The organism is Marinobacter lutaoensis, assembly GCF_001981305.1.
Lineage (GTDB): Bacteria > Pseudomonadota > Gammaproteobacteria > Pseudomonadales > Oleiphilaceae > Marinobacter > Marinobacter lutaoensis.
In genome coordinates this window covers 110,315-134,022 of sequence record NZ_MSCW01000003.1, presented here as the reverse complement: position 1 = coordinate 134,022, position 23,708 = coordinate 110,315, and the positions used below count along the sequence as shown (strand labels likewise).

The window sequence follows — 23,708 nt, the reverse complement described above, 5'->3', positions numbered from 1 at the left end:
CGCGGCGGCGAGCTCAGTGACGGTTCCGGGCCGAGCCATGGCGGCAAACCCAGGCCCTTGCATCGTCCAGATCCCGGGCGATCTGCGCCTTGAGCGCCGCGATGGAGTCAAACTTCTTTTCCTCCCGCAGACCGTGACGGAACACCACGGCCAGGTGCTGGCCATAAAGTGTGCCAGCAAAATCAAACAGGTGCACTTCCAGTGATGGCCGGTGGCCATCCACCGTCGGGCGTACCCCGATATTGGCCACGCCGTCGAAAACCCGGCCGTCGTCCAGCTCGGCCGACACCACGTACACTCCCCGCAGGGCCGGCATACGGTGCAACAGGATATTGGCGGTCGGCGCCCCGATGTCGCGCCCGAGCTGCCGGCCATACACCACCCGCCCACGGATCCGGTACGGGTGCCCCAGCAACACCTCGGCCTGCTCCAGGCCGTTGACGGTCAGAAGGCTGCGCACCCGGGTGCTGCTGACACGCTCCCCGTCGACCGTCACGGTACGGGTGTTTTCCACGGTGAAGCCGGCGTCGGCCCCCACCTTGCGCAGCAGCTCAAAGTCGCCGGCGCGGTCACACCCGAAACGGAAGTCATCTCCCACCACCAAGTGCCGAACGTTCAGCCCTTCCAGCAGCACCTCATTGATGTAACGCATGGCGGAATAGCGCCGAAACGACTCGTTGAAGCGCAGGCACAGCACCATATCGATGCCCTCGGCAAGCAGCGCCTCGAACTTCTGCCGGAACTCCATCAGCCTGGGAGGCGCCAGCTCACCCTGGAAAAACTCACGGGGCTGGGGCTCGAAGATCATCACCACCGACGGCACCCCCAGGGCCCTGGCCTTGTCCCGGACCTGCGCGATGATGGTCTTGTGTCCCAGGTGCACCCCATCAAAGTTACCGATGGTGGCCACACACCCCCGCGCAAGGGGTGAATCGGCCTGACGGGAGAGACGCTTCAGGTTGGTCAGACCTCGGATCAAACGCATGCCGTGCGAACCTAACTATTGCCAGCGGGCTTTAACGCGCCCCGGCCGGAAACGGGCGGGAGCGCTGGTGAGAAAACGCGCGATTATACCCTACCTCTGGCGGAAATGTCTTACCCGGACCCCGGCCAGCGCAAGCGCCAGGAAGTAAGCCACGGCGCCGCCAAATACCAACACCACCATCGCCTGCGCCCGCTCGACGCCGGTCATGGCCAGCCAGTCGGGCGCCGGTGCCGCCAACCCCAGAACCACCCCGGCCAGCACCGCGTTGGCGAACGCCAGCCGCGCCAGATACACCAGCCAGCCCGGCTGACTGCGCCAAGCCCCTTCCCGGCGCAACCCCCGCCACAGCAGGATGCCATTGAGCCAAGCCGACAATGACGTGGCCAGGGCGAGCCCGGCATGGGCCAGCGGCACAATCAGCGCCAGGTTGAACACCATGTTGGCCACCATGGCAATCACCCCGATCCGGACCGGCGTCGCAGTATCCTGCCGCGCGAAAAAGCCCGGCGCCAGAACTTTGATCAGCATGAAGGCCAGCAGGCCGACGGCGTAGGCCCGAAGACTCCATGCCGACATCACAACATCCCGGTCCGTCACCTGGCCATAGTGGAAAATCGTGGTAATCAGCGGTTCGGCCAACAGCACCAACGCCAGCGACGCGGGCAGGCCAATCAGCAGCACCGCGCGCACGGCCCAGTCCAAGGTCGCCGCGAACTGCTCGGCGGACGCTGCCGCATGCTTGCGCGACAGACTGGGCAGGATCACCGTCGCGATGGCGATACCGAACACCCCCAGCGGCAGTTCCGACAGCCGGTCCGAGTAGTAAAGCCAGGACACACTGCCCGTCTGCAGGAACGAGGCCAGCACCGTGTCCAGCAGCAGGTTGATCTGACTGACCGAAACGCCGAACAGGGCCGGCGCCATCAGCTTCAGAATCCGACGCACACCGTCGTGGCGATAGTCCACCCGGGGACGAGGCAGCAACCCCAGGCGCATCAGAAACGGCAGCTGGAAAAACAGCTGCAGGGCTCCGGCGAGCAATACCCCCCAGGCCAGCGCCATCACCGGTTCGGTCATCAGCGGCGACAGCAGAATAGCGGCACCGATCATCGATAAGTTAAGCAGCACCGGCGTGAAGGCGGGCACGGCGAACCGATCGTAGCTGTTCAGGATGCCACCGGCGAACGCGGTCAGGGAAATCAACAACAGATAGGGGAAGGTGATGCGCAGCATGTCGCTGGTCAGGGCGTACTTTGGCCCATCGTCCAGAAACCCCGGTGCGAACACCGCCGTCAGCAGCGGCGATCCCAGCATGGCCACCAGGGTCACGCCCAGCAGCACCAGTCCCAGGGAGCCGGCCACCGCATCCACCAGCCCCTTGACCTCACCGGCCCCCCGACGCTCCCGATAAGAGGACAGCACCGGTACGAAAGCCTGGGAAAAGGCCCCCTCCGCGAACAGTCGACGCAGAAAATTGGGAATTTTGAACGCCACAAAGAAGGCATCCGCCCCGGCACCGGCACCGAAGTACCGGGCAATGACCATGTCCCGAACCAGGCCCAGCACCCGCGACAACAGGGTCATGAGCCCCACCACGCCGGATGACCGGAGCAAACCCGGAGCACGGGCGGTGGCGTTTGATTCCGGAGGCGACGCTTGCGATTCCGACGACATGCAGCAACGACCCAACTGGCAACTCAGAGATACCGGAAACTACGCACTCGGCGACAGCCCCGGCAGCGAGCGGCGAGTTTAGCACAGGCGACAGGGCTGGGTGCATGACGCCGGCTTTAGGCTTGACATCTCAGGCATTCGGCGGCATAGTTCCGCGTCATTTATTTCGACGCGCTGGTTTTTGGCGCGCCCGCGATGTACGAATTCATCAGGAATTCACGAAAGATCTTTCAGTAACGAATTTCAGATTTTCAGGAGTTTTACGGTGGCAAATTCCCCGCAAGCCAAAAAGCGCGCTCGTCAGAACGAGAAGAACCGCAAGCACAACGCCAGCCTGCGTTCCATGGCGCGCACCTACATCAAGAAAGTTCAAGCCAAGATCAACGCCGGCAACTACGATGAAGCCGTTGCGGCCTTCCAGAAGGCTCAGCCGATCCTGGACAGCATGGTCAACAAGGGCATCTTCGCCAAGAACAAGGTGGCTCGCCATAAGAGCCGCCTGAACGCCAAGATCAAGGCACTGAAAAACGCCTGATCCACGCGCGCAAAAAAAACCGGCTTCCGAGCCGGTTTTTTTGTGCCCTGACGGAACCCGGGAGGGGTCACAGGATGACCAGGTTGTCCCGGTGAATCATCTCCTCGTCAGAGACATACCCAAGCACTTCGGCGATCCGGTCACTGGAACGCCCGGCAATCGCCCTCGCCTCATCGGCATCGTAGTTCACCAACCCCCGGGCCACCTCGCGACCACTTTCATCAACGCAGGACACCATTTCCCCCCGGCGAAAGCGACCGGCCACAGCCTTGACGCCCACCGGCAGCAGACTGCGACCACCCCGGCAAAGCACCCGCACCGCCCCCGCATCCAGCGTCAAGGTCCCTCGGGTCTGCAGATGACCGGCAATCCACTGCTTCCGAGCAGCTTCCCGCCCCTGCTCGGGCAGCAACAGCGTCCCCACGACCTCACCCTGGCGAAGCCGGGCCAGCACGGCTTCGATGCGCCCTCCAGCGATGACGGTAAACGCGCCGGAACGGGCCGCCAGGCGGGCCGCCCGCAGTTTGGTCTGCATACCGCCACGGCCGAGCACCCCGGCACCGCCGCTGGCCATCGCATCCAACGTCCGGTCGCTGGCCCGGCACTCCGTGACCAGCGTGGCATCGGCATGACGGCGCGGATCCTTATCGAACAACCCAAGCTGGTCGGTCAGAATGATCAGACCATCCGCCTCCACCAGATTGGTGACCAGGGCGGCCAGGGTATCGTTGTCACCAAAGCGGATCTCGTCCGTGACCACCGTGTCGTTCTCATTGACGATGGGCACCACCCCCACATCCAGCAGGGCCCGCAGCGTACTGCGCCCATTCAGGTACCGTTTGCGGTCGGACAGATCATCATGGGTCAGCAGAATCTGCGCCGTGTGAATACCATGCCGCTTGAACTGGGCCTCCCACGACTGAACCAACCCCATCTGCCCCACGGCTGCGGCGGCCTGCAGTTCGTGCAGCTGATCCGGCCGCCGACTCCAGCCCAGGCGGCTCATCCCCACCGCCACGGCTCCGGACGACACCACCACCAACTCCACCCCATCGGCGATCAGGCCCGCCATCTGGTCCACCCACTGCCCCAGGGCGGCCTCGTCCAAGCCCCGCCCATCATTGGTCAGCAGGGCACTTCCGATTTTCACAACCAGGCGGCGCGCCTGGCGCAACTGCGGGCGTTTATTCATGGTCAGCCAATCACTTCCGTGGTTTCAGGTATCGGTTCACTCGGGGGCGTAGACCACCTCGACATCGTAATCGTCGTCATCGAAGTCATCATCGTCGTCATCCCCGTGGCGGGCCGCTCGGCGCGCTTGCCGGTCCGCCTCGAGCTTCGCCCGCGCCTCCTCATCCATGCGACGACGGCGCTCGGCTTCCGCCTCGGCAGCCTCCGGATTCTGCGCTTCCTCTTCGGCGCGAGCCTCGATCCAGCGCATGACAGCCTGCACCAGTGGTCGCGTGCCCTCGCCACTGAGCGCGGAAATCCGGAACACCGGACCGGTCCAGCCCAGCTTATCGACGATGGCCTGGCAGTGCGCCTCGCGCTCCGCTTCCGGCAGCATGTCGACCTTGTTCAGCACCAGCCAGCGCGGCCGGTTGGCCAGGGTCTCGCTGAACTTCTCCAGTTCATGCTCGATGGCCCGTACCGCGGCCACCGGCGAAGAGCCGTCGTAAGGTGCCACATCCACCAGATGCAGCAACAGGCGGGTGCGGACCAGATGTTTGAGAAACCGGATGCCCAGGCCCGCACCTTCAGCGGCACCCTCAATCAGACCGGGAATATCCGCAATCACGAAGCTCTGGTGCGCCTGGACACTGACCACCCCCAGATTCGGCACCAGCGTGGTGAACGGATAGTCCGCCACCTTCGGGCGCGCGGCGGAGACCGAGCGGATAAAGGTAGACTTGCCGGCGTTGGGCATACCCAGCAAACCGACGTCCGCCAGCACCTTGAGCTCAAGGCGCAGGTTGCGGATCTCGCCCTCGGAGCCTTTGGTGGTTTGCCTTGGTGCCCGATTCACCGAGGACTTGAAGCGGGTGTTGCCCAGGCCGTGGAACCCGCCTTGGGCCACCTTCAACCGCTGCCCGGGCCGTGTCAGGTCACCCAGCACTTCATGGGTATCCATGTCGACCACGGTGGTCCCGACCGGCACCGGCAGTACCAGATCCTCACCCTTGGTGCCGGTACAGTTCCGGCCCGCACCCGGCTCGCCGTTCTGGGCCTTGAACTTACGCTGGTAGCGATAGTCAATCAGGGTATTCAGCGAGCCGTCCGCTTCCAGATAGACGGAGCCACCGTCCCCGCCGTCCCCGCCATCGGGCCCGCCCTTGGGAACATACTTCTCACGCCGGAAGCTCAGACAGCCATGACCGCCCTTCCCGGCTTCCACGATAATGGTGGCTTCATCGACAAATTTCATGATCAACCCTTTGCGCGTCGCGCATAAACCAAAAAGCCCCGCAGCCTCTGGGAAGCTTTGCGGGGCTCCGGGGCAGGGCCGACTTCCAGTATGACCAGGAAGCCGGCCCTGCCCGAGGTTACAAGAACCGGATCGCCGCGGCTCAGGCCGCCGGCACGATGCTCACGAACTTGCGGTTCTGCGGGCCTTTGGTTTCGAACTTCACCTGCCCGTCCACTTTCGCGAACAGGGTGTGATCCTTGCCAATGCCCACGTTGCTGCCGGCGTGGAACTTGGTGCCACGCTGACGCACGATGATGCTACCTGCCGTGACGGCCTGACCACCGAAACGCTTCACGCCAAGTCGTTTCGACTCTGAGTCGCGACCGTTACGGGTACTACCTGCTGCCTTTTTATGAGCCATTACCAGCCTCCTTCTCTAGGGGTCGCTCCGGGGCTCAGCCCTGGATACCCGTGATCTTGACTTCAGTGAACCACTGACGGTGGCCCTGACGCTTCATGTGGTGCTTGCGACGACGGAACTTGATGATCTGCACCTTGTCGTGGCGACCGTGGCTCACCACCTCAGCGGTAACCTTCGCACCGTCAACAACCGGAGCACCGACCTTGACATTGTCACCATCGGCCACCAGCAGGACACGATCGAACTCGACAGTGGCGCCGGTTTCAACCTCCAGCTTTTCCAGCTTCAGGGTTTCACCTTCTTTGACGCGGTGCTGCTTTCCACCGCTAACGATTACTGCGTACATTGACTAGTCTCCGCGATTGACCCATCCCTGCTCTTATCCACCTGGTTCTAAGGGAAGCACTCTGGCGACCCTATAGCAGGGAGCGCAGGTTGGGATGAGTTGGGCGCGTGATTGTACGAAAACCGGCCGCGCAACACAAGCCAAGTTGACACTCTCCGCAGCAATACCTAGCATTGCCGCGACCTGTCCGAATTATCAACCATGAGACCCGCAAGGACACCCGAGCCGCATGACAGCCCAGCGCATTTATGACACCGTGGCGGATGACTTCAGCCGCGTGAATGACCTGATCCTCCAGCGGCTTTCCTCCAACGTTCCCCTGGTCCAGAAAATCGCCGAATACATCATTGAAAGCGGCGGCAAGCGCCTGCGCCCACTGCTGGTGCTGTTGACCACCCGGGCCCTCGGCTACGACCGTGACGACCACCTCAAACTGGCCGCGGTCATCGAGTTCTTACACACCGCTACCCTGCTGCACGACGATGTCGTGGACACCTCGGACATGCGGCGCGGCCGCAGCACCGCCAATGCCAAGTGGGGCAATGCGCCCAGCGTGCTGGTCGGCGATTTTCTCTATGCCCGCGCCTTCGAGATGATGGTGGAGCTGCAAAGCCTGCCGATCATGGACGTGCTCTCCCGCGCCACCGCCGTGATCGCCGAGGGCGAGGTCCTGCAGCTGATGAACGTCAAGAATCCGGATCTCACCGAGGCCCAGTACATGACGGTCATCCACAACAAGACCGCCATGCTGTTTGAGGCCGCCTCGCACACCGGTGCCCTGCTGGCCGGCGCCAGCCCGGAGCAGGCCGCCGGATTGAAAGACTACGGCAAGCACCTGGGGCTGGCGTTCCAACTGGTGGATGATGTCCTTGACTACCAAGGCGATGCCGAGACCATGGGCAAGAACGTGGGCGATGACCTCGCTGAGGGTAAAACCACCCTGCCCCTGATTCACGCCATGGCGCACGGCGCCGAAGCGGAACGCCGGCTGATCCGCCAGGCGATCCGCAAGGGCGGCCTCGAGGCGCTGCCGGAGATTCTGGAGATCGTATCCCGCTCCGGCGCCATCGAATACACCATGAACCGGGCCCGGGAACAGGCAGAACAGGCAAGGCAGCGGCTCGCTACCCTCCCCGACTCAGAACACAAGACAGCCCTGCTCGAACTGACCCGGGTGGCCGTTGCCCGAGCCAGCTGAGGGCGGATCGGTTCACACCAGCGTTTCCCTGCCGTGAGCGGCCTCGAAGTCCAGTTGGGGCCCCTCAGGCACGATCTGGGTCGGGTTGATGGTGCGCTGGCTGACGTAGTAATGCCGCTTGATCTGCCCGATCGACACGGTTTCCCGCACCCCCGGCGTCTGGTACAAATCCCTCAGATAGGCGGACAATACCGGAAAATCCGCCAGCCGCTGGCGGTTGCACTTGAAGTGACTGTAGTAAACGGCATCAAACCGAATCAGGGTGGTGAACAGCCGCCAGTCCGCCTCGGTCGGCTGCCGCCCCACCAGGTAACGCCGGTCCGACAAACGCGCCTCCAGCCAGTCCAGAGTCTCGAACAGGGCATGGTACGCCCGGGCATACTGGTCCTGAACGGTGGCGAATCCCGCCTTGTACACCCCGTTGTTGACGGTGTCATAAACACGCTGGTTGATCCGCTCGATTTCCGCTCGCAACGGTTCCGGGTAGATATCGAGATCCGACCGGACACCCGCCAGCCCGTCAAAGGCGCTGTTGAACATCCGGATGATCTCCGCCGATTCGTTGCTGACGATGGTGTCCCGCCGCCGGTCCCACAGCACTGGCACCGTCACCCGCCCGCTGTAGTCCGGCACCGCCCGGGTGTAGACCTGATGCAGAAAACGGTGATTATGGAGATGGTCCCGGTACCGTTCATCGTCCGGCCGGAATTCCCAACCATTCTCCAACATGTCCGGGTGCACCACCGACACCGAAATATGCGGCGCCAGCCCCTTCAGCGCACGGACAATCAGGGTCCGGTGCGCCCAGGGACAGGCCATGGACACATACAGGTGATAGCGGCCACTTTCAGCCGGGAAACCGCCCTGACCACTAGGACCGGGCGAACCGCCAGGGGTGACCCAGTGCCGGAACCGGGCCTTTTCCCGCTCGAAGCGGCCACCGGTCTTGTCGGTGTCATACCACTGGTCGTGCCACTGGCCCTCGATCAGCAATCCCATCGCATTCTCCTGACAAACAATTTGTAGAGAAGAATACGTTCGAGCCTGCTACCCTCTCAAACAAGCATTTCTGGCCAACAACCTCAGTAAATTTGAACATGCACACCGCCCTATCCCTCGATGCCTTGAAAGTCCTGGACGCCATCGACCGCAGAGGCAGCTTCGCCGGCGCCGCCGCCGAGCTGTTCCGGGTGCCCTCGGCCATCAGCTACACCGTGCAGAAACTGGAAGAGGACCTCGATACCCGGATCTTCGACCGCAGTGGACACCGGGCGGTACTGACACCGGCAGGCCGCTACCTGCTGGAGGAAGGACGGGCACTGCTGGAAGCCGCGGAGAATCTCGCCCACGCCACCCGACAAGTGGCCCAGGGCTGGGAAACCCGGCTGCGCATCGGCTTCAACTCCCTGATGCCTGCCACCTGCCTGTTCCCGGCCATCCGTGACTTCCAGCAGCTGGGCGTGCCCGTCGACGTCCAGATCGTCGAGGAGGTGTTTGCCGGGGCCTGGGATGCCCTGCAAAGCCGCCGGGTGGATCTGATCGTCGGCGCCGACCATTTCAGCAAGCCAGCTGGCAGTTTCAGTACCCGGACTCTGGGAGAAATCGACTTCATCTTCGCGGTCGCACCCGGGCATCCGCTCGCCCTCGCCACCGAGCCCTTATCGGAGGAGCTCATCGCCCAATACCCCGCGGCCGTCGCCGCCGACACCTCCCGCGCCCTGCCCCCGGGCAACGCGGGTATCTTCCGCCGCCAGCGAACCCTGACTGTCAGCAACATCGATCAGAAAATCGCGGTTCAGGAGGCGGGCCTGGGCGTCGGCTGGCTGCCCAGACCCCGGATTCGGGAGCAGCTCCGGAGTGGTCGCTTGGTGGAGAAAGCCGTACAGGACCCCCGCCAGCCCATCGTACTGCACCTGGCCCGACGTGCCGAAGATCAGGGCAATGCCCTCACTTGGTTCTGGGAGCGGCTGCAACAGGACCCCGCCCTTCGGGATTGGTTGGCGCCGCAGGCCAGCCCTCCAGAGGCCCCCTGACCGGAAGCCGCTTCCGGGAATGGCCAGTGGGTCAACCAGGACTGGCCGACGCTGGTTTATACTGCCGAAAACCGTGCCGGAAGGAGTTAGACCATGCGGCAGCTCTCGGAACTGGATGCGTCGTTCCTGTATCTGGAATCGGACACCACGCCTATGCACATCGGCGGTATCTACCTGTTCGATGCCAGCGACCGGGACGCCCCCCTGGCGTTCAGCACCTTCGTCGCCTATCTGCGCAGCCGGCTGCACGTGGTGCCCCTGTTCCGGCAACGGTTGCGGGACATGCCCTGGCAACTGGGGCGCCCTTACTGGGTCGATGACCCGGAGTTCAGCATTGAGCGCCACCTCGCCTACGTGAATCTCGGTGATCAGGGGCGAGAGGCCAGCCTCATGGCCCTGGCGGCCAAGATTCTGGAAACACCCCTGAAACGGGACCGGCCACTCTGGCACATCACCTTCGTCGACGGTTTTCGGCTGGAGGGCAGCGGTCAGGACAAAGCCGCCTTCGCGCTGATTGTCAAACTGCATCACGCCGCCATCGACGCGTTCAGTGGCGAGGAAATCATGGGGCTGTTGCTGGAATACCTTCCGGAGCCCGCGCCCATACCGGCGCCACGCCCCTGGCGCCCTCACCCAGAACCGTCACGGGAGCGGGTGCTATTGCAGGCGGGGGCCCAGCTGATCAAGGCGCCCTTGACGCTGACAGCTCTCGCCGCCCGGGCCACGGAAGCCACGACGAAGGGCCTGGTACAGCGCTATCTGCGCAGGCTGCCCTGGCCGGTACCGCTGTTCTCCGCACCCACCAGCCCGTTCAATCGCCACGTCACGCGCCGGCGCGAAATCGTAGCGACACGAATTGAGTTGGCCCGCCTCAAGCGCATCAAGGCCGAGCTCGGCGATGTCACTCTGAATGATGTGGTGCTGGGCCTTTGCGCGGAAACCCTGCGCCGCTACCTGAAGGCCCAAGGGGCCACGCCCGTGCGCCCGCTGGTGGCAATGACCCCCATTTCCGTTCGCTCCAGCAGCCTTCGGCGCGCCACCGGTAACCAGATGTCCGCGATGCTGCTGGACCTGGCCACCGACGAACCGGACCCGGCCCGGCGGATCCGGCACATCCACCGCAATGCCGTGGCCAGCGAACCCTATCGCGAGGCGATCGCGGCCGACCGCCTGACAGAACTGCTGCCCTCCACCCTGCTCGCGCTTTCCGCCCGGCTCTACTCCGAACTCCAGGTGGCTCAGCGCTATCAGCCGCTGTTCAACTTGCCCATCACCAATGTCCCCGGGCCCCAGGTGCCCCTGTATTTACAGGGCGCCCGGCTGGTCCGGCAGTACAACAGTGCGCCCCTGTTCGACAGCCTGGGACTGGTGGTGGTGGCGGTCAGCTATCAGGGCACGCTGACCCTGAACTTCACGCTGTGCCCCGATGTCGTTGCCGACGGAGCCTCACTCAGCGACCATGTCAGCGCAAGCCTGGATGCCATTGAGAGCCAGGCTCGCCACTGCCCTCCGGAGGACGGAGCAACGCCCGAGGCTATTCAAACGCCCAGCGCAGGAAGGCGCGTTTTTCCTCGTCGGAGGCGGTCGCCCAAACAGCCTTGAGCCGCTCCAGGGTGGAACCATCGGCACTCTCGGATGCGGTTTCACCCAGAGCCGGCAGCGGCGTACGAGCAGCCGTCCCCGCGGTCGGCGTCCACCGGTTGGAAGTGGCAACCACCTGCCCCTGGGCGTCCACTAGGGTCGCGCTGAAGGTCGGCATCATGGCCTCCGCCTCGGGCCGGGTGGCGGGCTTGTCAAACTCGAAGTGATAGACGGCGTTTGGACGCGCGTCAAAGCGCACGACCTGAGGGTCGCTTTCAACGGTAAAGACCTTCGACTCCCCATTTTCGACCACCCCCGGGTTGGCCCAGATGGTCTTGTAGGTGAACACCACCTGGTTCTCGCCCGGCAGCAGTGCATAGTCCAGATCCAGATCGTCGATCAGGAAATTGGTCATGCTGCGACCGTTGACATTCTTCACCTGGATCTCGCCCGGTGCTTTCAGCACGGCCGCTTCCGAAGCCGCCGCCGGATTTCCCTGCCAGGTCTCCACCCGGGACACCGATGATGCACAGGCCGAAAGCATCAGCACCAGCACACCCGCCAACAGGGGCCGGCACCAACCGGTAACATGGGAAAGTGTCATGTAAACTCCTCGTCGAAAAGTTAGGAAGGTTTTCGGATTCGCGTTCAACCGAGGCATTCTGACCGGCGTGCTTCCTGGGCGCAAGGCGGGCCGTAACCGCGTCGGCGCCTCCGGCCCGCCCTTTTTTGCGGCATTCGGCTGGAAAAATGTAAAAAAATGTTGAATTCGCCCACGATTGGATTAATTTTAAACAATCGGCTTAATCAACGCGCTGCCCGAAAAGCAAAAAATCATAAGTGGGCTCAGGAGACACCATGGACACTCAGCGACGCGCTGGAGAAGAAGGCCCCGTACCTTTTCGCAGCAGCCGATTTTTCTGTGTGGGCGGCAAGTGGTATTTCACCACCCGTGAGGGCTTCGACAGCGGCCCCTTTGCCTCGCGGGAGCGAGCGGAAATCGGCCTGAAACGCTTTCTGCACGTGGTCCGCATGCTGCCCGAGCAACCCGAGGAACCCCAGCTGCATTGAGCCGCCTAGAGCACCACCGGCATCAACCAGCGGTCGATCGCCAGCAGGCACACCAAGGCCATGACGCCCGCCAGCACGTCGTCCACCATGATGCCCAGGCCTCCGGGCAAACGCCGGTCCAGCCACCCGATCGGCCAGGGCTTGACGATATCGAACAGGCGGAACAGCGCGAAGGCCACCAGAACCCCGTATATCGTGTCCGGGAACAGGCCCAGCGCCACCCACATGCCAACGAACTCGTCCCACACGATGCCCGAGTGGTCATGCACCTTCAGATCGCTGGCGGTCCGGCCACACAGCCATATCCCCACCAGGAAGGCCACCAGCACCCCCCCCCAATACACCGGGCCAGGCACCCACGCAAACAGGTACCAGACCGGAATCGCCGCCAGGCTGCCCCAGGTTCCCGGCGCACGAGCCATGGCACCGCTACCCAGTCCGAAGGCAAGCAGGTGAACCGGATCCTTCAGGAAGCCAGGCGGCAACAGCGCCTGTGGCAGCTCCGGTTCCTGAAAGTCATCCTCGTGACTCATCCGTCCTCACTCCTGAAGTGATCAAACCCCGCCGAGCCATCCGGCTCCGGAGTGCCCTCCTGAAACCGAAGCCCCGGTTTGGACTCGACCCGCCCGATCGGCGTCAACTGCGCCCGGACGGCCGGCGCCAACCGGTGCCAGCCGGTTTCTGGAAGGGTCACGCACAACTCGTAATCATCGCCACCGCACCAGGCCAGATGCGAGGCCTCGGGACCCCGGCAGCGTCGCAGCGCCGGCGACAACGGCAGTTGGGACAGGTCAAGGCAGGCGCCAACACCTGAACGTGACAGCAGATGCTGGAGGTCCGCCCCCAGACCGTCGGACACATCGATGGCGGCCGACGCGATACCGCGCAGGGCCTGCCCAAGCGCCAACCGGGGCACGGGACGGTGGTACCGGGCCAGCAGCGCCCGCGCATCCTCCGACGGCGAGCGTTCGTCGAGATAGGCCAAGGCCGCCGCCGCATCGCCCAGGGTTCCGGACACCACAATCAGGTCGCCAACGGCCGCGCCGTCGCGCCTGAGCGCCTGGTCCTGGGGAACGGTACCCTGCACCTGCAGGGTCACCGTCAGGGGCCCCCGCGTGGTATCACCGCCCGCCAGCGCCAGCCCAAACGACCGGGCCGCCTCGGACAGGCCCTGGGCAAACGCCGCCAACCAGCGCTCTTCGGACCGGGGGATTGTCAGTGCCAGGGTGAAACAGACCGGATCGGCGCCCATGGCCGCCAGATCACTGGCGGCCGCCGCCAGGGCACGCCAGGCGAGGCGTTCAGCGGGATAGGCACGGGGGAAGTGGACACCCTCGACCAGGGTGTCCATGGAAAATACCAGATCCCGTCCCGGCGGCACCCGCAGGATGGCGCAGTCATCCCCCAGGGCCAGTCGCAGATCCGGGTGGCCCTGTTCTCGGGCCACCGGATCGAAGTACCGGCGGATCAGGTCAAACTCGCCCATGGCTCAGCGGGGACGAGTCTCGGCCAGACGAAGGCGGCGGCTCAATTTGTCCAGGACACTGTTGACGAACTTGTGGCCATCGGTGCCGCCAAAGCGCTTGGCCAGCTCGATGCCCTCATTGATTACAACCCGGTAGGGCACATCCAGGCGGTGCTTCAGTTCGTAGGCCCCCAACCGAACGATGGCCAATTCAATCGGATCGACTTCCTCGATCGGCCGGTCGAGGACCGGCCCCAGCAAGGCATCCAGCTCGCCCTGCTCCCGGTGCACTCCCCGGAGCAGGTCACGGAAGTACAGCAGGTCCACCTTGCTCATGTCGTTGTCGACCATGAACTCGGCTTCGATGTCTGAGATGGCGCTCTTGCTGAAATGGCGCTGGTATAGCCCCTGCATCGCCAGCACGCGGGCACGGCGCCGATCGCCTGCCTTGGGCTGTCCGGAAGAGGCAGGCTTGGGACTGGTATCGTCGGTCGTACTCATCACTCACCCAGTGTCTTGAACAGGCTGACCATTTCCAATGCAGTGAGGGCGGCTTCCGCGCCCTTATTGCCGGCCTTAGTACCGGAACGTTCGATCGCCTGCTCGATCGAGTCCACCGTCAGCACGCCAAAGGTGACCGGCACGTTGGTGTCCAGGCTCACTGCGCCCAGGCCGCTGGAGGCCTCGCCCGCGACGTATTCGAAATGTGGGGTACCGCCACGGATCACCGCCCCCAGGGCAATGATCGCGTCATAGTCCCCGGTCTCGGCAACGCGCTTGACCGCCAGCGGCATCTCATAGGCTCCCGGCACCCGGACGATCACAATATCGTCCTCGGAGATGCCGTGACGGCGCAGGGTGTCCACCGCGCCCTCAACCAAACGTTCCACCACGAAGCCGTTGAAGCGGCCCACCACCAGAGCGTAACGGCCACTGCACTGGGTAAAATCACCTTCAATCACTTTGATATTTGCCATGCTGGCTCCTTCACGGGCTGTCCGGGAACACCGGCAACCGGGTTGTTCATTCAGGGGAAAAGGGTACGTACTCCACCACTTCCAGGTCGAATCCGGAAATGGCTGAAAACTTGACGGGCGGGCTCAGCAAACGCATCTTGCGGACCCCCAGGTCACGCAGAATCTGGGAGCCGGTACCCACCGTGAAATACACACCGGCACTGCCCTTCGCCGCAGGCTTGGTGCCCCGGTCGAAGAACTCATGGATCCGGTCTTCCAGGTTGTGGCTGTCCTCGGCGCTGTTGAGCAGGACCACAACGCCCTTGCCCTCCGCTGCAACCTTCGCGAGTGCGTGGTGCAGCGGCCAGCTGGGGGAATCCTTGCGACGCGCACCCAGCAGATCACGCAGGGTGTCGGTGATGTGCACCCGGACAAACACCGGCTCGTCTCCGGAAATATCGCCTTTCACCATCGCCAGATGAGTGCCGCCCTGAATCGTATCCCGATAGGTGCGGAGCGAGAATACGCCATATTCAGTGTCGAGCTCGTTCTCATCCAACAGCTCGATGGTCCGCTCGTTGGTGGTCCGGTAGTGGATCAGGTCGGCGATGGTCCCGATCTTCAGGCCATGCTGCTCCGCGAACCGCTCCAGGTCTTCCCGGCGCGCCATCGAGCCATCGTCGTTCATCACCTCGCAGATGACCCCCGCCGGCTCGCATCCGGCCAGCGCCGCGAGATCACAGGCAGCCTCGGTGTGGCCGGCTCGGCTGAGCACGCCGCCCGGATCCGCCATGAGCGGGAAAATATGGCCCGGCTGGACCAGATCGGACGGCTTGGCGTCCTTGGCCACCGCGGCCTGCACGGTACGGGCCCGGTCGGCGGCGGAAATGCCGGTCGTCACGCCTTCACGCGCCTCGATCGACAGGGTGAACTTGGTGCCAAAACCGGAGGCGTTCTGCTGCACCATCAGAGGCAGCCCCAGTTGCTCGCAGCGCTCGCGGGTCATGGGCATACAGATCAGGCCACGCCCGAACTTGGCCATGAAATTGATGGCCTCCGGCGTACAGTGTTCGGCCGCCATGACCAGGTCTCCCTCGTTCTCGCGGTCCTCGTCATCCATCAGGATGACCATCCTACCCTGGCGGATATCTTCGATGATCTCTTCAATACTGTTCAGTGCCATACCGTGTTGCACCCTCGCGCCCGGGTGGCAATGCCACTCCGGAGCTTGCTTTGATGAATTAGCGACGGGTGAGAATCAAACGTTGATCCTCGCCCACCTGACGTCGATCCAGGACCTGCCACTGCACTTTTTCCGCCATCCGCTCCAGCGGCAGATGAGCCGTCGGCCGGCCGGTGCTGCCGAGAAACACGGGCGCCTGATACAGCCACAGTTCATCCACCAGCTCGTCCCGGATGAACGCGCCCGCCAGCGTCGGCCCGGCTTCCACCAGCAGTTCGTTCACACCCTGCTCGCCCAGAGAATCCAGCAGTTCCCCCAGATCCACCCCCTGGGGTGTCCAGGCGATGCCGGTCAGACCAACGCCCAGGGCCGCCAGATCCTGCGCCCGGGCCGATGCCACCGAGGCGGCGGCGCAGTACAGGTGGACATTGCCGCCACGCAGGACTTTCGAGGTAACCGGCGTTCGCGCGTCCCGGTCGGCGATGACTTTCAGGGGCTGACGCGAGGGTTCCGTTGCCGCGCCAATGTCCCCCAACTGATCCCGCCGCACCGTCAGCGCCGGGTCATCGGCCAGGACGGTACCCACTCCGGTGAGGATGGCGTCACTCATGGCACGCAAGCGCTGGACATCCTGACGGGCCTCAGGGCCGGTGATCCACTGGCTTTCCCCGGAGGCCATGGCGGTACGGCCATCCAAGCTGGCAGCCATCTTGAGACGAACCCAGGGACGCCCGGTGGTCATCCGTTTCAAAAAGCCGGGATTCAGGCGCCGGGCCTGCTCCGCCAACAGCCCTTCGTGCACCTTGATGCCGGCGCTCCGGAGCATGGCCAAGCCACGACCGGACACCGCCGGATTGGGATCGGTGATCGCAGCAAAGACACGGGCAACCCCCGAGTCGATCAAGGCCCGGGCACAGGGCGGCGTGCGACCGAAATGACTGCAGGGTTCCAGGGTAACGTAGGCGGTGGCGCCCCGGGCCTCGGCTCCGGCCTGACTCAGTGCCCGAACCTCGGCGTGCGCCTCGCCGGCCCGCTCGTGCCAGCCTTCGCCCACGATCCGGTCGCCCTGGGCAATGACGCATCCCACCCGGGGATTCGGGTGCGTGGAGTAACGCCCTCGCCATGCCAGCTGGATCGCCCGGGCCATCATCGCCCGGTCACGGACAGAACTCATGACTTCCCTTGCTTGGCGTGATTTTCCGCCAGGGCCTTGGCGACATCCACCGCGGCCGGCTCGCCGTGATTATTGGCGGACAGGCGCTCGATTTCCTCCTTGAACTCATTGATGTCCTGAAAGCTCCGGTAGACCGAAGCGAACCGGACATAGGCCACCTTATCCAGCTGCCGAAGCTCCGTCATCACCTCTTCACCCAGCTGCATCGACTTGACTTCCCGCTCGCCGGTGGCCCGCAGCCGGAACTTGATCCGGTTGATGGCGGCATCGATCGCCTCAATGCTGACCGGGCGTTTCTCCAGAGCCTTCATGATACCGGCCCGCAACTTGTCCTCATCAAACGGCTGCCGGGAACCGTCCTGCTTGACCACCCGGGGCATCACCAGCTCGGCCGTCTCAAACGTGGTGAACCGCTCGTGGCAGGACAGACACTCCCTGCGGCGACGCACCTGATCCCCCTCGGCCACCAGCCGGGAGTCAATCACCTTGGTATCGGCTTCACCACAGAAAGGACAATGCATGGTTCAGGGGCTCCGGAGCGTCGCCGGGCCACGGGGTGTGGCCCGGCTGGGGTCTTGCCAGAAGATTAACCGTAGACCGGGAAACGGGCACACAGGGCTTCGACCTGCCCACGCACGCGCTCGATCACGCTCTCATCTTCCAGGTTATCGAGGATGTCGCACATCCAGCCCGCCAGCTCGCGGCACTCGGCCTCGCCAAAACCGCGGGTGGTCACCGCCGGGGTACCGATGCGCAGGCCGGATGTGACGAACGGCGAGCGCGGATCGTTGGGCACCGCGTTCTTGTTGACGGTGATATGGGCACGCCCAAGCGCCGCATCCGCATCCTTGCCGGTGATGTCCTGCTTGATCAGGCTGACCAGGAACAGATGGTTCCTGGTACCGCCGGACACCACATCGTAGCCGCGCTCAATGAACACATCCGCCATCGCCGCCGCGTTCTTGACCACTTGGCGCTGATAGGCCTTGAACTCGTCACTCATGGCCTCCTTAAAGCACACGGCTTTGGCCGCGATCACGTGCATCAGGGGGCCGCCCTGGCCACCGGGGAACACGGCGGAATTCAGTTTCTTCTGAATCTCCTCGTCGTCACAGGCCAGGATCAAACCACCGCGCGGACCGCGCAGGGTCTTATGGGTGGTGGTGGCGACCACGTGGGCATGGGGCACCGGATCCGGGTAGACTCCCGCGGCCACCAAGCCAGCCACGTGGGCCATGTCCACGAACAGGTAGGCGCCCACCTTGTCGGCAATGGCCCGGAAACGGGCGAAATCCAGCTCCTGGGAATAGGCGGAGAAGCCGGCGATGATCATCTTCGGCTTGTGCTCCTCGGCCAGGCGCTCAACCTCATCGTAATCAATCAGGCCGGTCTCCGGGTTCAGGCCATACTGGACCGCATGGTAGATCTTGCCGGAGAAGTTAACGCTGGCGCCGTGAGTGAGGTGCCCGCCATGGGCCAGGCTCATACCCAGCACGGTGTCGCCCGGTTTGAGCAGCGCCATGAATACGGCGGAGTTGGCCTGGGACCCGGAGTGCGGCTGGACGTTGGCGTACGCGGCGCCGAACAGCTGCTTGGCACGCTCGATCGCCAGCGTCTCGACCTTGTCGACGAACTCGCAGCCGCCGTAGTAGCGTTTGCCCGGATAGCCCTCGGCGTACTTGTTGGTCAGCACACTGCCCTGGGCTTCCATGACCCGCGGACTGGTGTAGTTCTCGGACGCGATCAGCTCAATGTGCGCCTCCTGACGTTTGCGCTCATCTTCCATCGCGCCCCAGAGCTCATCGTCAAAACCGGCGATTTTCATTTCACGATTAAACATGGATGTGCTGCCCCTGTCTGTTTGGCTGGTCCGGACACGCCAGGCGCCCCGGAGACCCCTGAAAAATTGGGCCGTTATTCTAGCTTGAAACCGGTTGGAAAATCACCCTTCGGGGCACCAACCGGCGCCGTCGGCCTCACCGCTTCGGCATCCCCTCAATTGCCATAGTTTCCCGGTTTCGCTACCTTACGTGGCACATCCATCCGTGGTGTCTTGCCACCGATCCGAACACTTCAGAGGACACAGCCAGCATGGCCCAGTATGTATATACCATGAACCGCGTGGGCAAGGTCGTCCCGCCCAAGCGCGAGATCCTCAAGGACATATCCCTGAGCTTCTTCCCGGGCGCCAAGATCGGCGTACTGGGTCTGAACGGCGCCGGTAAATCCACCCTGCTCCGGATCATGGCGGGTGTGGACCAGGACTACATCGGCGAAGCCCGCCCGCAGCCTGGCATCAAGGTTGGCTACCTGCCCCAGGAACCGGAGCTGGATGATGAGAAAACCGTCCGGGAAATCGTCGATGAGGCGGTGGCCGGCGTTCACGAGGCACTGGCCGAGTTGGACAAGGTCTACGCCGCCTATGCCGAACCGGACGCAGACTTCGACGCCCTGGCCAAACGCCAGGGTGAACTGGAAGCCTTCATCCAGGCCACCGATGGCCACGACATTGAGCGCAAGATGGAAGTGGCCGCCGACGCCCTACGCCTGCCACCCTGGGACCAGAAGGTGAAACACCTGTCCGGCGGCGAGCGTCGCCGCGTGGCCCTGTGCCGCCTGCTGTTGTCTGGTCCGGACATGCTGCTGCTGGACGAGCCAACCAACCACCTGGACGCCGAATCCGTGGCTTGGCTGGAACGGTTCCTGCACGACTACCCGGGCACCGTCGTCGCCATCACCCACGACCGCTATTTCCTGGATAACGTCGCCGGCTGGATTCTGGAGCTGGACCGTGGCCAGGGCATTCCGTTCGAAGGCAACTACAGCCAGTGGCTGGAGGCCAAGGAAAAACGCCTGGAGATGGAAGCCAAGCAGGAGGCCGCGCATCAGAAGGCGGTCAAGCAGGAGCTGGAGTGGGTTCGCGCCAACGCCAAGGGCCGCCAGGCCAAGAGCAAGGCCCGCCTGGCCCGGTTCGAAGAGATGAGCTCGCAGGAATTCCAGAAGCGTAACGAAACCAACGAGCTGTACATTCCACCGGGCCCCCGCCTGGGCGACAAGGTCATCGAGGTCGAGAACGTCCGCAAATCCTTCGACGGCCGACTGCTGTACGAAAACGTCTCCTTCCGGGTGCCACCGGGCGCCATCGTCGGCATCATCGGCGGCAACGGTGCCGGTAAGTCCACCCTGTTCCGGATGCTGACCGGACTGGAACAGCCGGACAGTGGCACCATCACCCTGGGAGAAACCGTGGACCTGGCCTACGTGGACCAGATGCGCGAACTGGACCCGAACAAGACCGTCTGGGAAGAAGTCTCCGATGGCTTGGATATCATCCGGGTCGGCAACTACGAGACACCGTCACGGGCCTATGTCGGTCGTTTCAACTTCAAGGGCAGCGATCAGCAGAAACGCGTCGGCGACCTCTCCGGCGGCGAGCGCAATCGGCTGCACCTGGCCAAGCTGCTCAAGCAGGGCGGTAACGTTCTGCTGCTGGACGAGCCCACCAACGATCTGGACGTGGAAACCCTGCGCGCCCTGGAGGAGGCCTTGCTCAATTTCCCTGGCTCGGCGCTGGTGATTTCTCACGACCGTTGGTTCCTGGACCGCGTCGCCACCCACATCCTGGCGTTCGAGGACGACGGCGAGGTGGTGTATTTCGAGGGCAACTTCAGTGAGTACGACGAAGACCTCAAGCGGCGCAAGGGCGACTCCGCCATGCAGCCCCGCCGCATGAAATACAAGAAGCTGGCGTAATGGCCAGGCCCCGGACCGCCTACGTCTGCACCGAGTGCGGTGCCGACTATTCCAAATGGCAGGGCCAGTGCACCGCCTGCAACGCCTGGAACACCATCAGTGAGGTGCGAGGGGTTGGCGGTGCCGCCAAAGGCAGCCGCGGTGCCCGTTTCGACGGCTTCGCCGGCAGCCTCTCCGAGGTCCAGCGCCTGGACGAGGTCAGCCTGCGCGAACAGCCCCGGATCAGCACCGGCATGCAGGAGTTCGACCGGGTGCTCGGTGGCGGTCTGGTGGCGGGTTCAGCCGTCCTCATGGGAGGCCACCCCGGCGCCGGCAAGAGCACTCTGCTGCTGCAGGCGGTATGCCATCTGGCGGCCAGCGTGCCGGCACTGTACGTGACCGGTGAGGAGTCTCTGCAGCAGGTTGCCATGCGCGCCAAGCGCCTGGGGCTGCCCACCCGAGATCTGAAGATGCTGTCCGAAACCAGCGTCGAGCGAATCATCCAGGTGGCGGAAGCCGAGCAGCCGCGGATTCTGGTGGTGGACAGTATCCAGGTAATGCACGTGGCGGACATCGAATCCGCGCCGGGCTCCGTCTCCCAGGTGCGCGAGAGTGCCGCGTTCCTGACCCGTTTTGCCAAACAGACCGGCACCATCCTGCTGCTGGTTGGGCACGTCACCAAGGACGGCAGCCTGGCCGGTCCCAAGGTACTGGAGCACATGATCGACTGCTCGGTGCTGCTGGAAGGCTCCAGCGACAGCCGTTACCGAACCCTGCGGGGCATCAAGAACCGGTTCGGCGCAGTCAACGAGCTGGGCGTGTTCGCGATGCTGGAGCAGGGGCTGAAGGAGGTCCGGAATCCCAGCGCCATCTTCCTCAACCGTGGTGAGGAGGCGGCACCGGGCAGCGTGGTCATGGTGGTTTGGGAAGGCACCCGCCCCATGCTGGTGGAAATTCAGGCCCTGGTGGACATGGCCCAGGGCGGCTATCCCCGGCGCGTGGCCGTGGGGCTGGACCAGAACCGGCTGGCGATGCTGCTGGCGGTACTGCACCGGCACGGCGGCCTGCATGTTTCCGATCAGGACGTGTTCGTCAACGTGGTGGCCGGAGTCAAGGTGGGCGAGACCAGTGCCGATCTGGCCCTACTCGCCGCGGTCGTATCCTCCTTCCGGGACCGGGCACTGCCTCAGGATCTGGTGATCTTCGGCGAGGTTGGACTGTCCGGCGAGATCCGACCCGTGCCGAACGGCCAGGAACGCATCTACGAGGCCGCCAAGCACGGTTTCACACGGGCTCTGGTCCCCAAGGCTAACGTGCCGCGTAAACCGGTCGACGGCATGCAGGTGATTCCAGTCACCCGGCTGGCGGATGCACTGGCGGCACTGGAGTCGCTCTGACCCGGGCCGCGACGGGCTATTCCAGCAAGTGGGCGAATTCGCGCTCCAGCAGTGTGGGATCGCCCAGATTCAGCTCCACCAAGCGCTTCAAGTGGGAGGCGCTTTCCAAGTCGATATATCGACACTGGAACCCCAGGCGATGCGGTTCCACATGGCGCAGCTCCACCGCCATGACGATTCCCGTTTGCCGCTCGTCCAGATGAACCACCACCTCGCAGGGTTTGTGCAGGGGCACGTCCCAGTCCTCCGGCCGTCGCACCAGCACACCTTTCAGGCAGATGTCGAGCACTTCGGTCGTCCAGACCCGATCCTCGCAATGGAGCTCGCAGGGGGCATCGAATTCAATGCGGTGAAATCGACGTTTGTCGGTGGCTGGGGATGGCACGGCGGACCTCCGGTCGTTCGCTCTTGTTTGTCTATGACTATAGACCGCACCGGAGGCCCGGCCAAGGGGCCAGCTCAGCCGTGATACTCCGGGCTCAACGCCACCACCGCCTCGATGAAGGCCCGCGCGTGCTCCGGATCAACATCCGGCGTGATGCCATGCCCGAGATTGAAAACATGGCCGGAGCCCGCGCCGTAACGCCTCAGGATGTCCGCCACTTCCTGACGGATCCGGGCCGGAGGCGCGTACAGCATGGCCGGATCCATGTTGCCCTGCAGGGCCACCCGGTCGCCCACGCGGGCGCGGGCCTGGCCAATATCGGTGGTCCAGTCCAGCCCGACCGCGTCGCATCCGGAATCGGCGATGGCCTCCAGCCACTGGCCGCCGTTCTTGGTGAACAAGATCACCGGTACCGCCCGGCCTTCATGGTGCCGGATCAGACCGTCGACAATCTTGCGCATGTAGCGCAGGGAGAATTCCTCGTAGGCCCAACTGCTCAGCACCCCGCCCCAGGTGTCGAAGATCTGGACCGCCTGGGCACCGGCTCGGATCTGGGCATTCAGGTAGTCGGTCACGGCGTCCGCCAGATGATCGAGCAGCCGGTGCATGACCTCAGGCTGACCGTACATCAGTTTCTTGGCTTCCCGGAAGTCTTTGGAGGAGCCGCCTTCCACCATGTAGGTCGCCAGGGTCCAGGGGCTGCCGGAAAAGCCGATCAGGGGCACCCGGCCGGCCAGCGCGGCGCGAATGGTGGCCACGGCCTTCATGACGTAGTCCAGGTCCACCGCGGCATCCAGCTTGGGCAGAGCGGCCACATCGGTTCCGGAACGAATCACATGACGGAATTTCGGCCCTTCGCCGGTTTCAAAGTACAGCCCCAGCCCCAGTGCGTCGGGAATGGTCAGGATGTCCGAGAACAGGATGGCCGCATCCAACGGAAAGCGCTCCAGCGGCTGGAGCGTGACCTCGCAGGCCAGCTCCGCATCCTTGCACAGGCTCAGAAAGTCCCCCGCCCGCGCCCGGGTCGCTCGGTATTCCGGCAGGTAGCGGCCGGCCTGGCGCATCATCCACACCGGGGTACGGTCCACGGGCTGGCGCATCAGGGCACGCAGGAAGCGGTCGTTTTTCAGCTCGGTCATAACAGTTCCAGCAGTCGGCTCTTTGG

Annotated in this window: 25 protein-coding genes; 7 read left to right on the top strand and 18 right to left on the bottom strand. The window is 63.9% G+C overall.

All coding sequences use genetic code 11. The features are described 5' to 3' along the window. Positions 1-13 precede the first annotated feature (13 nt). Positions 14-985 (bottom strand): bifunctional riboflavin kinase/FAD synthetase, encoded by a 972-nt coding sequence (gene ribF, locus BTO32_RS04550; RefSeq protein WP_076723272.1) that lies wholly within the window; start codon positions 983-985, stop codon positions 14-16. Between the two features lie 90 nt (positions 986-1,075). Further along, entirely contained in the window at positions 1,076-2,659 is a 1,584-nt protein-coding gene (gene murJ, locus BTO32_RS04545) for a murein biosynthesis integral membrane protein MurJ (protein WP_076723271.1), read from the bottom strand. A gap of 265 nt (positions 2,660-2,924) precedes the next feature. Between murJ and rpsT the strand changes: the two genes are divergently transcribed. After that, a complete protein-coding gene (gene rpsT / locus BTO32_RS04540) occupies positions 2,925-3,194 on the top strand; it encodes a 30S ribosomal protein S20 (RefSeq protein WP_076723270.1) in 270 nt (89 codons plus the stop codon). Between the two features lie 67 nt (positions 3,195-3,261). On the opposite strand, the gene proB is transcribed toward rpsT, so the two are convergent. The 4 genes from proB to rplU form a co-directional block, all read right to left on the bottom strand. Further along, the gene (proB, locus tag BTO32_RS04535) at positions 3,262-4,386 is read right to left on the bottom strand and encodes a glutamate 5-kinase (protein WP_076723269.1); all 1,125 of its coding nucleotides are present in this window, start codon (positions 4,384-4,386) and stop codon (positions 3,262-3,264) included. Between the two features lie 36 nt (positions 4,387-4,422). Beyond that, positions 4,423-5,619, bottom strand: a complete 1,197-nt coding sequence (gene cgtA, locus BTO32_RS04530) for an Obg family GTPase CgtA (RefSeq protein ID WP_076723268.1) — start codon at positions 5,617-5,619, stop codon at positions 4,423-4,425. Positions 5,620-5,761: 142 nt separating this feature from the next. Beyond that, positions 5,762-6,022, bottom strand: a complete 261-nt coding sequence (gene rpmA / locus BTO32_RS04525; RefSeq protein WP_076723267.1) for a 50S ribosomal protein L27 — start codon at positions 6,020-6,022, stop codon at positions 5,762-5,764. A 34-nt stretch (positions 6,023-6,056) separates the two neighbouring features. Further along, a complete protein-coding gene (gene rplU, locus BTO32_RS04520; RefSeq protein WP_076723266.1) occupies positions 6,057-6,368 on the bottom strand; it encodes a 50S ribosomal protein L21 in 312 nt (103 codons plus the stop codon). A gap of 229 nt (positions 6,369-6,597) precedes the next feature. On the opposite strand from rplU, the gene ispB reads away from it, so the two are divergent. Next, positions 6,598-7,566, top strand: coding sequence for an octaprenyl diphosphate synthase (gene ispB / locus BTO32_RS04515; RefSeq protein ID WP_076723265.1), 969 nt, complete (start codon positions 6,598-6,600; stop codon positions 7,564-7,566). Between the two features lie 12 nt (positions 7,567-7,578). On the opposite strand, the gene BTO32_RS04510 is transcribed toward ispB, so the two are convergent. Further along, positions 7,579-8,565 carry a glutathione S-transferase family protein gene (locus BTO32_RS04510; RefSeq protein ID WP_076723264.1) on the bottom strand — a complete coding sequence of 329 codons (987 nt, stop codon included), beginning with the start codon at positions 8,563-8,565 and terminating at the stop codon, positions 7,579-7,581. Positions 8,566-8,663: 98 nt separating this feature from the next. Between BTO32_RS04510 and BTO32_RS04505 the strand changes: the two genes are divergently transcribed. Then, a complete protein-coding gene (locus tag BTO32_RS04505) occupies positions 8,664-9,599 on the top strand; it encodes a LysR family transcriptional regulator (protein ID WP_076723263.1) in 936 nt (311 codons plus the stop codon). Positions 9,600-9,692: 93 nt separating this feature from the next. After that, positions 9,693-11,201, top strand: coding sequence for a WS/DGAT/MGAT family O-acyltransferase (locus BTO32_RS04500; RefSeq protein ID WP_084206780.1), 1,509 nt, complete (start codon positions 9,693-9,695; stop codon positions 11,199-11,201). On the opposite strand, the gene BTO32_RS04495 is transcribed toward BTO32_RS04500, so the two are convergent. Continuing rightward, positions 11,134-11,784 (bottom strand): DUF2057 family protein, encoded by a 651-nt coding sequence (locus BTO32_RS04495; RefSeq protein ID WP_076723262.1) that lies wholly within the window; start codon positions 11,782-11,784, stop codon positions 11,134-11,136. The genes BTO32_RS04500 and BTO32_RS04495 overlap by 68 nt on opposite strands. Before the next feature lie 254 nt (positions 11,785-12,038). Between BTO32_RS04495 and BTO32_RS04490 the strand changes: the two genes are divergently transcribed. Continuing rightward, the gene (locus BTO32_RS04490; protein WP_076723261.1) at positions 12,039-12,251 is read left to right on the top strand and encodes a DUF6316 family protein; all 213 of its coding nucleotides are present in this window, start codon (positions 12,039-12,041) and stop codon (positions 12,249-12,251) included. A gap of 5 nt (positions 12,252-12,256) precedes the next feature. On the opposite strand, the gene BTO32_RS04485 is transcribed toward BTO32_RS04490, so the two are convergent. From BTO32_RS04485 to glyA, 8 genes are all read right to left on the bottom strand, one after another. Next, positions 12,257-12,784 (bottom strand): phosphatidylglycerophosphatase A family protein, encoded by a 528-nt coding sequence (locus tag BTO32_RS04485; RefSeq protein ID WP_076723260.1) that lies wholly within the window; start codon positions 12,782-12,784, stop codon positions 12,257-12,259. Beyond that, the gene (gene thiL, locus BTO32_RS04480; RefSeq protein ID WP_076723259.1) at positions 12,781-13,737 is read right to left on the bottom strand and encodes a thiamine-phosphate kinase; all 957 of its coding nucleotides are present in this window, start codon (positions 13,735-13,737) and stop codon (positions 12,781-12,783) included. Before thiL ends, BTO32_RS04485 begins: the two co-directional genes overlap by 4 nt. A 3-nt stretch (positions 13,738-13,740) precedes the next feature. Continuing rightward, positions 13,741-14,217, bottom strand: coding sequence for a transcription antitermination factor NusB (gene nusB, locus BTO32_RS04475; protein ID WP_076723258.1), 477 nt, complete (start codon positions 14,215-14,217; stop codon positions 13,741-13,743). Next, positions 14,217-14,693 (bottom strand): 6,7-dimethyl-8-ribityllumazine synthase, encoded by a 477-nt coding sequence (gene ribH, locus BTO32_RS04470; protein WP_076723257.1) that lies wholly within the window; start codon positions 14,691-14,693, stop codon positions 14,217-14,219. The genes nusB and ribH overlap by 1 nt, the downstream gene beginning before the upstream one ends. A gap of 46 nt (positions 14,694-14,739) precedes the next feature. After that, a complete protein-coding gene (gene ribBA, locus BTO32_RS04465; protein ID WP_076723256.1) occupies positions 14,740-15,855 on the bottom strand; it encodes a bifunctional 3,4-dihydroxy-2-butanone-4-phosphate synthase/GTP cyclohydrolase II in 1,116 nt (371 codons plus the stop codon). 58 nt (positions 15,856-15,913) lie between these two features. Continuing rightward, entirely contained in the window at positions 15,914-17,029 is a 1,116-nt protein-coding gene (gene ribD, locus BTO32_RS04460; RefSeq protein ID WP_076723255.1) for a bifunctional diaminohydroxyphosphoribosylaminopyrimidine deaminase/5-amino-6-(5-phosphoribosylamino)uracil reductase RibD, read from the bottom strand. Continuing rightward, positions 17,026-17,550: a transcriptional regulator NrdR gene (gene nrdR, locus BTO32_RS04455; RefSeq protein ID WP_076723254.1), complete on the bottom strand. Its 525-nt coding sequence runs from the start codon at positions 17,548-17,550 to the stop codon at positions 17,026-17,028. Before nrdR ends, ribD begins: the two co-directional genes overlap by 4 nt. 65 nt (positions 17,551-17,615) lie before the next feature. Further along, on the bottom strand, positions 17,616-18,869 hold the full coding sequence (glyA, locus tag BTO32_RS04450; RefSeq protein WP_076723253.1) for a serine hydroxymethyltransferase: 1,254 nt from the start codon (positions 18,867-18,869) through the stop codon (positions 17,616-17,618). Between the two features lie 251 nt (positions 18,870-19,120). Between glyA and ettA the strand changes: the two genes are divergently transcribed. Together ettA and radA are read left to right on the top strand one after the other, a co-directional pair. Then, positions 19,121-20,782, top strand: coding sequence for an energy-dependent translational throttle protein EttA (gene ettA / locus BTO32_RS04445; protein ID WP_076723252.1), 1,662 nt, complete (start codon positions 19,121-19,123; stop codon positions 20,780-20,782). Further along, positions 20,782-22,158, top strand: a complete 1,377-nt coding sequence (gene radA, locus BTO32_RS04440; RefSeq protein WP_076723250.1) for a DNA repair protein RadA — start codon at positions 20,782-20,784, stop codon at positions 22,156-22,158. Before ettA ends, radA begins: the two co-directional genes overlap by 1 nt. A 16-nt stretch (positions 22,159-22,174) precedes the next feature. On the opposite strand, the gene BTO32_RS04435 is transcribed toward radA, so the two are convergent. Both BTO32_RS04435 and hemE read right to left on the bottom strand, forming a co-directional pair. After that, positions 22,175-22,543, bottom strand: coding sequence for a PilZ domain-containing protein (locus BTO32_RS04435; RefSeq protein WP_076723249.1), 369 nt, complete (start codon positions 22,541-22,543; stop codon positions 22,175-22,177). A 74-nt stretch (positions 22,544-22,617) separates the two neighbouring features. Next, positions 22,618-23,682: a uroporphyrinogen decarboxylase gene (gene hemE, locus BTO32_RS04430; protein ID WP_076723247.1), complete on the bottom strand. Its 1,065-nt coding sequence runs from the start codon at positions 23,680-23,682 to the stop codon at positions 22,618-22,620. Positions 23,683-23,708 lie beyond the last annotated feature (26 nt).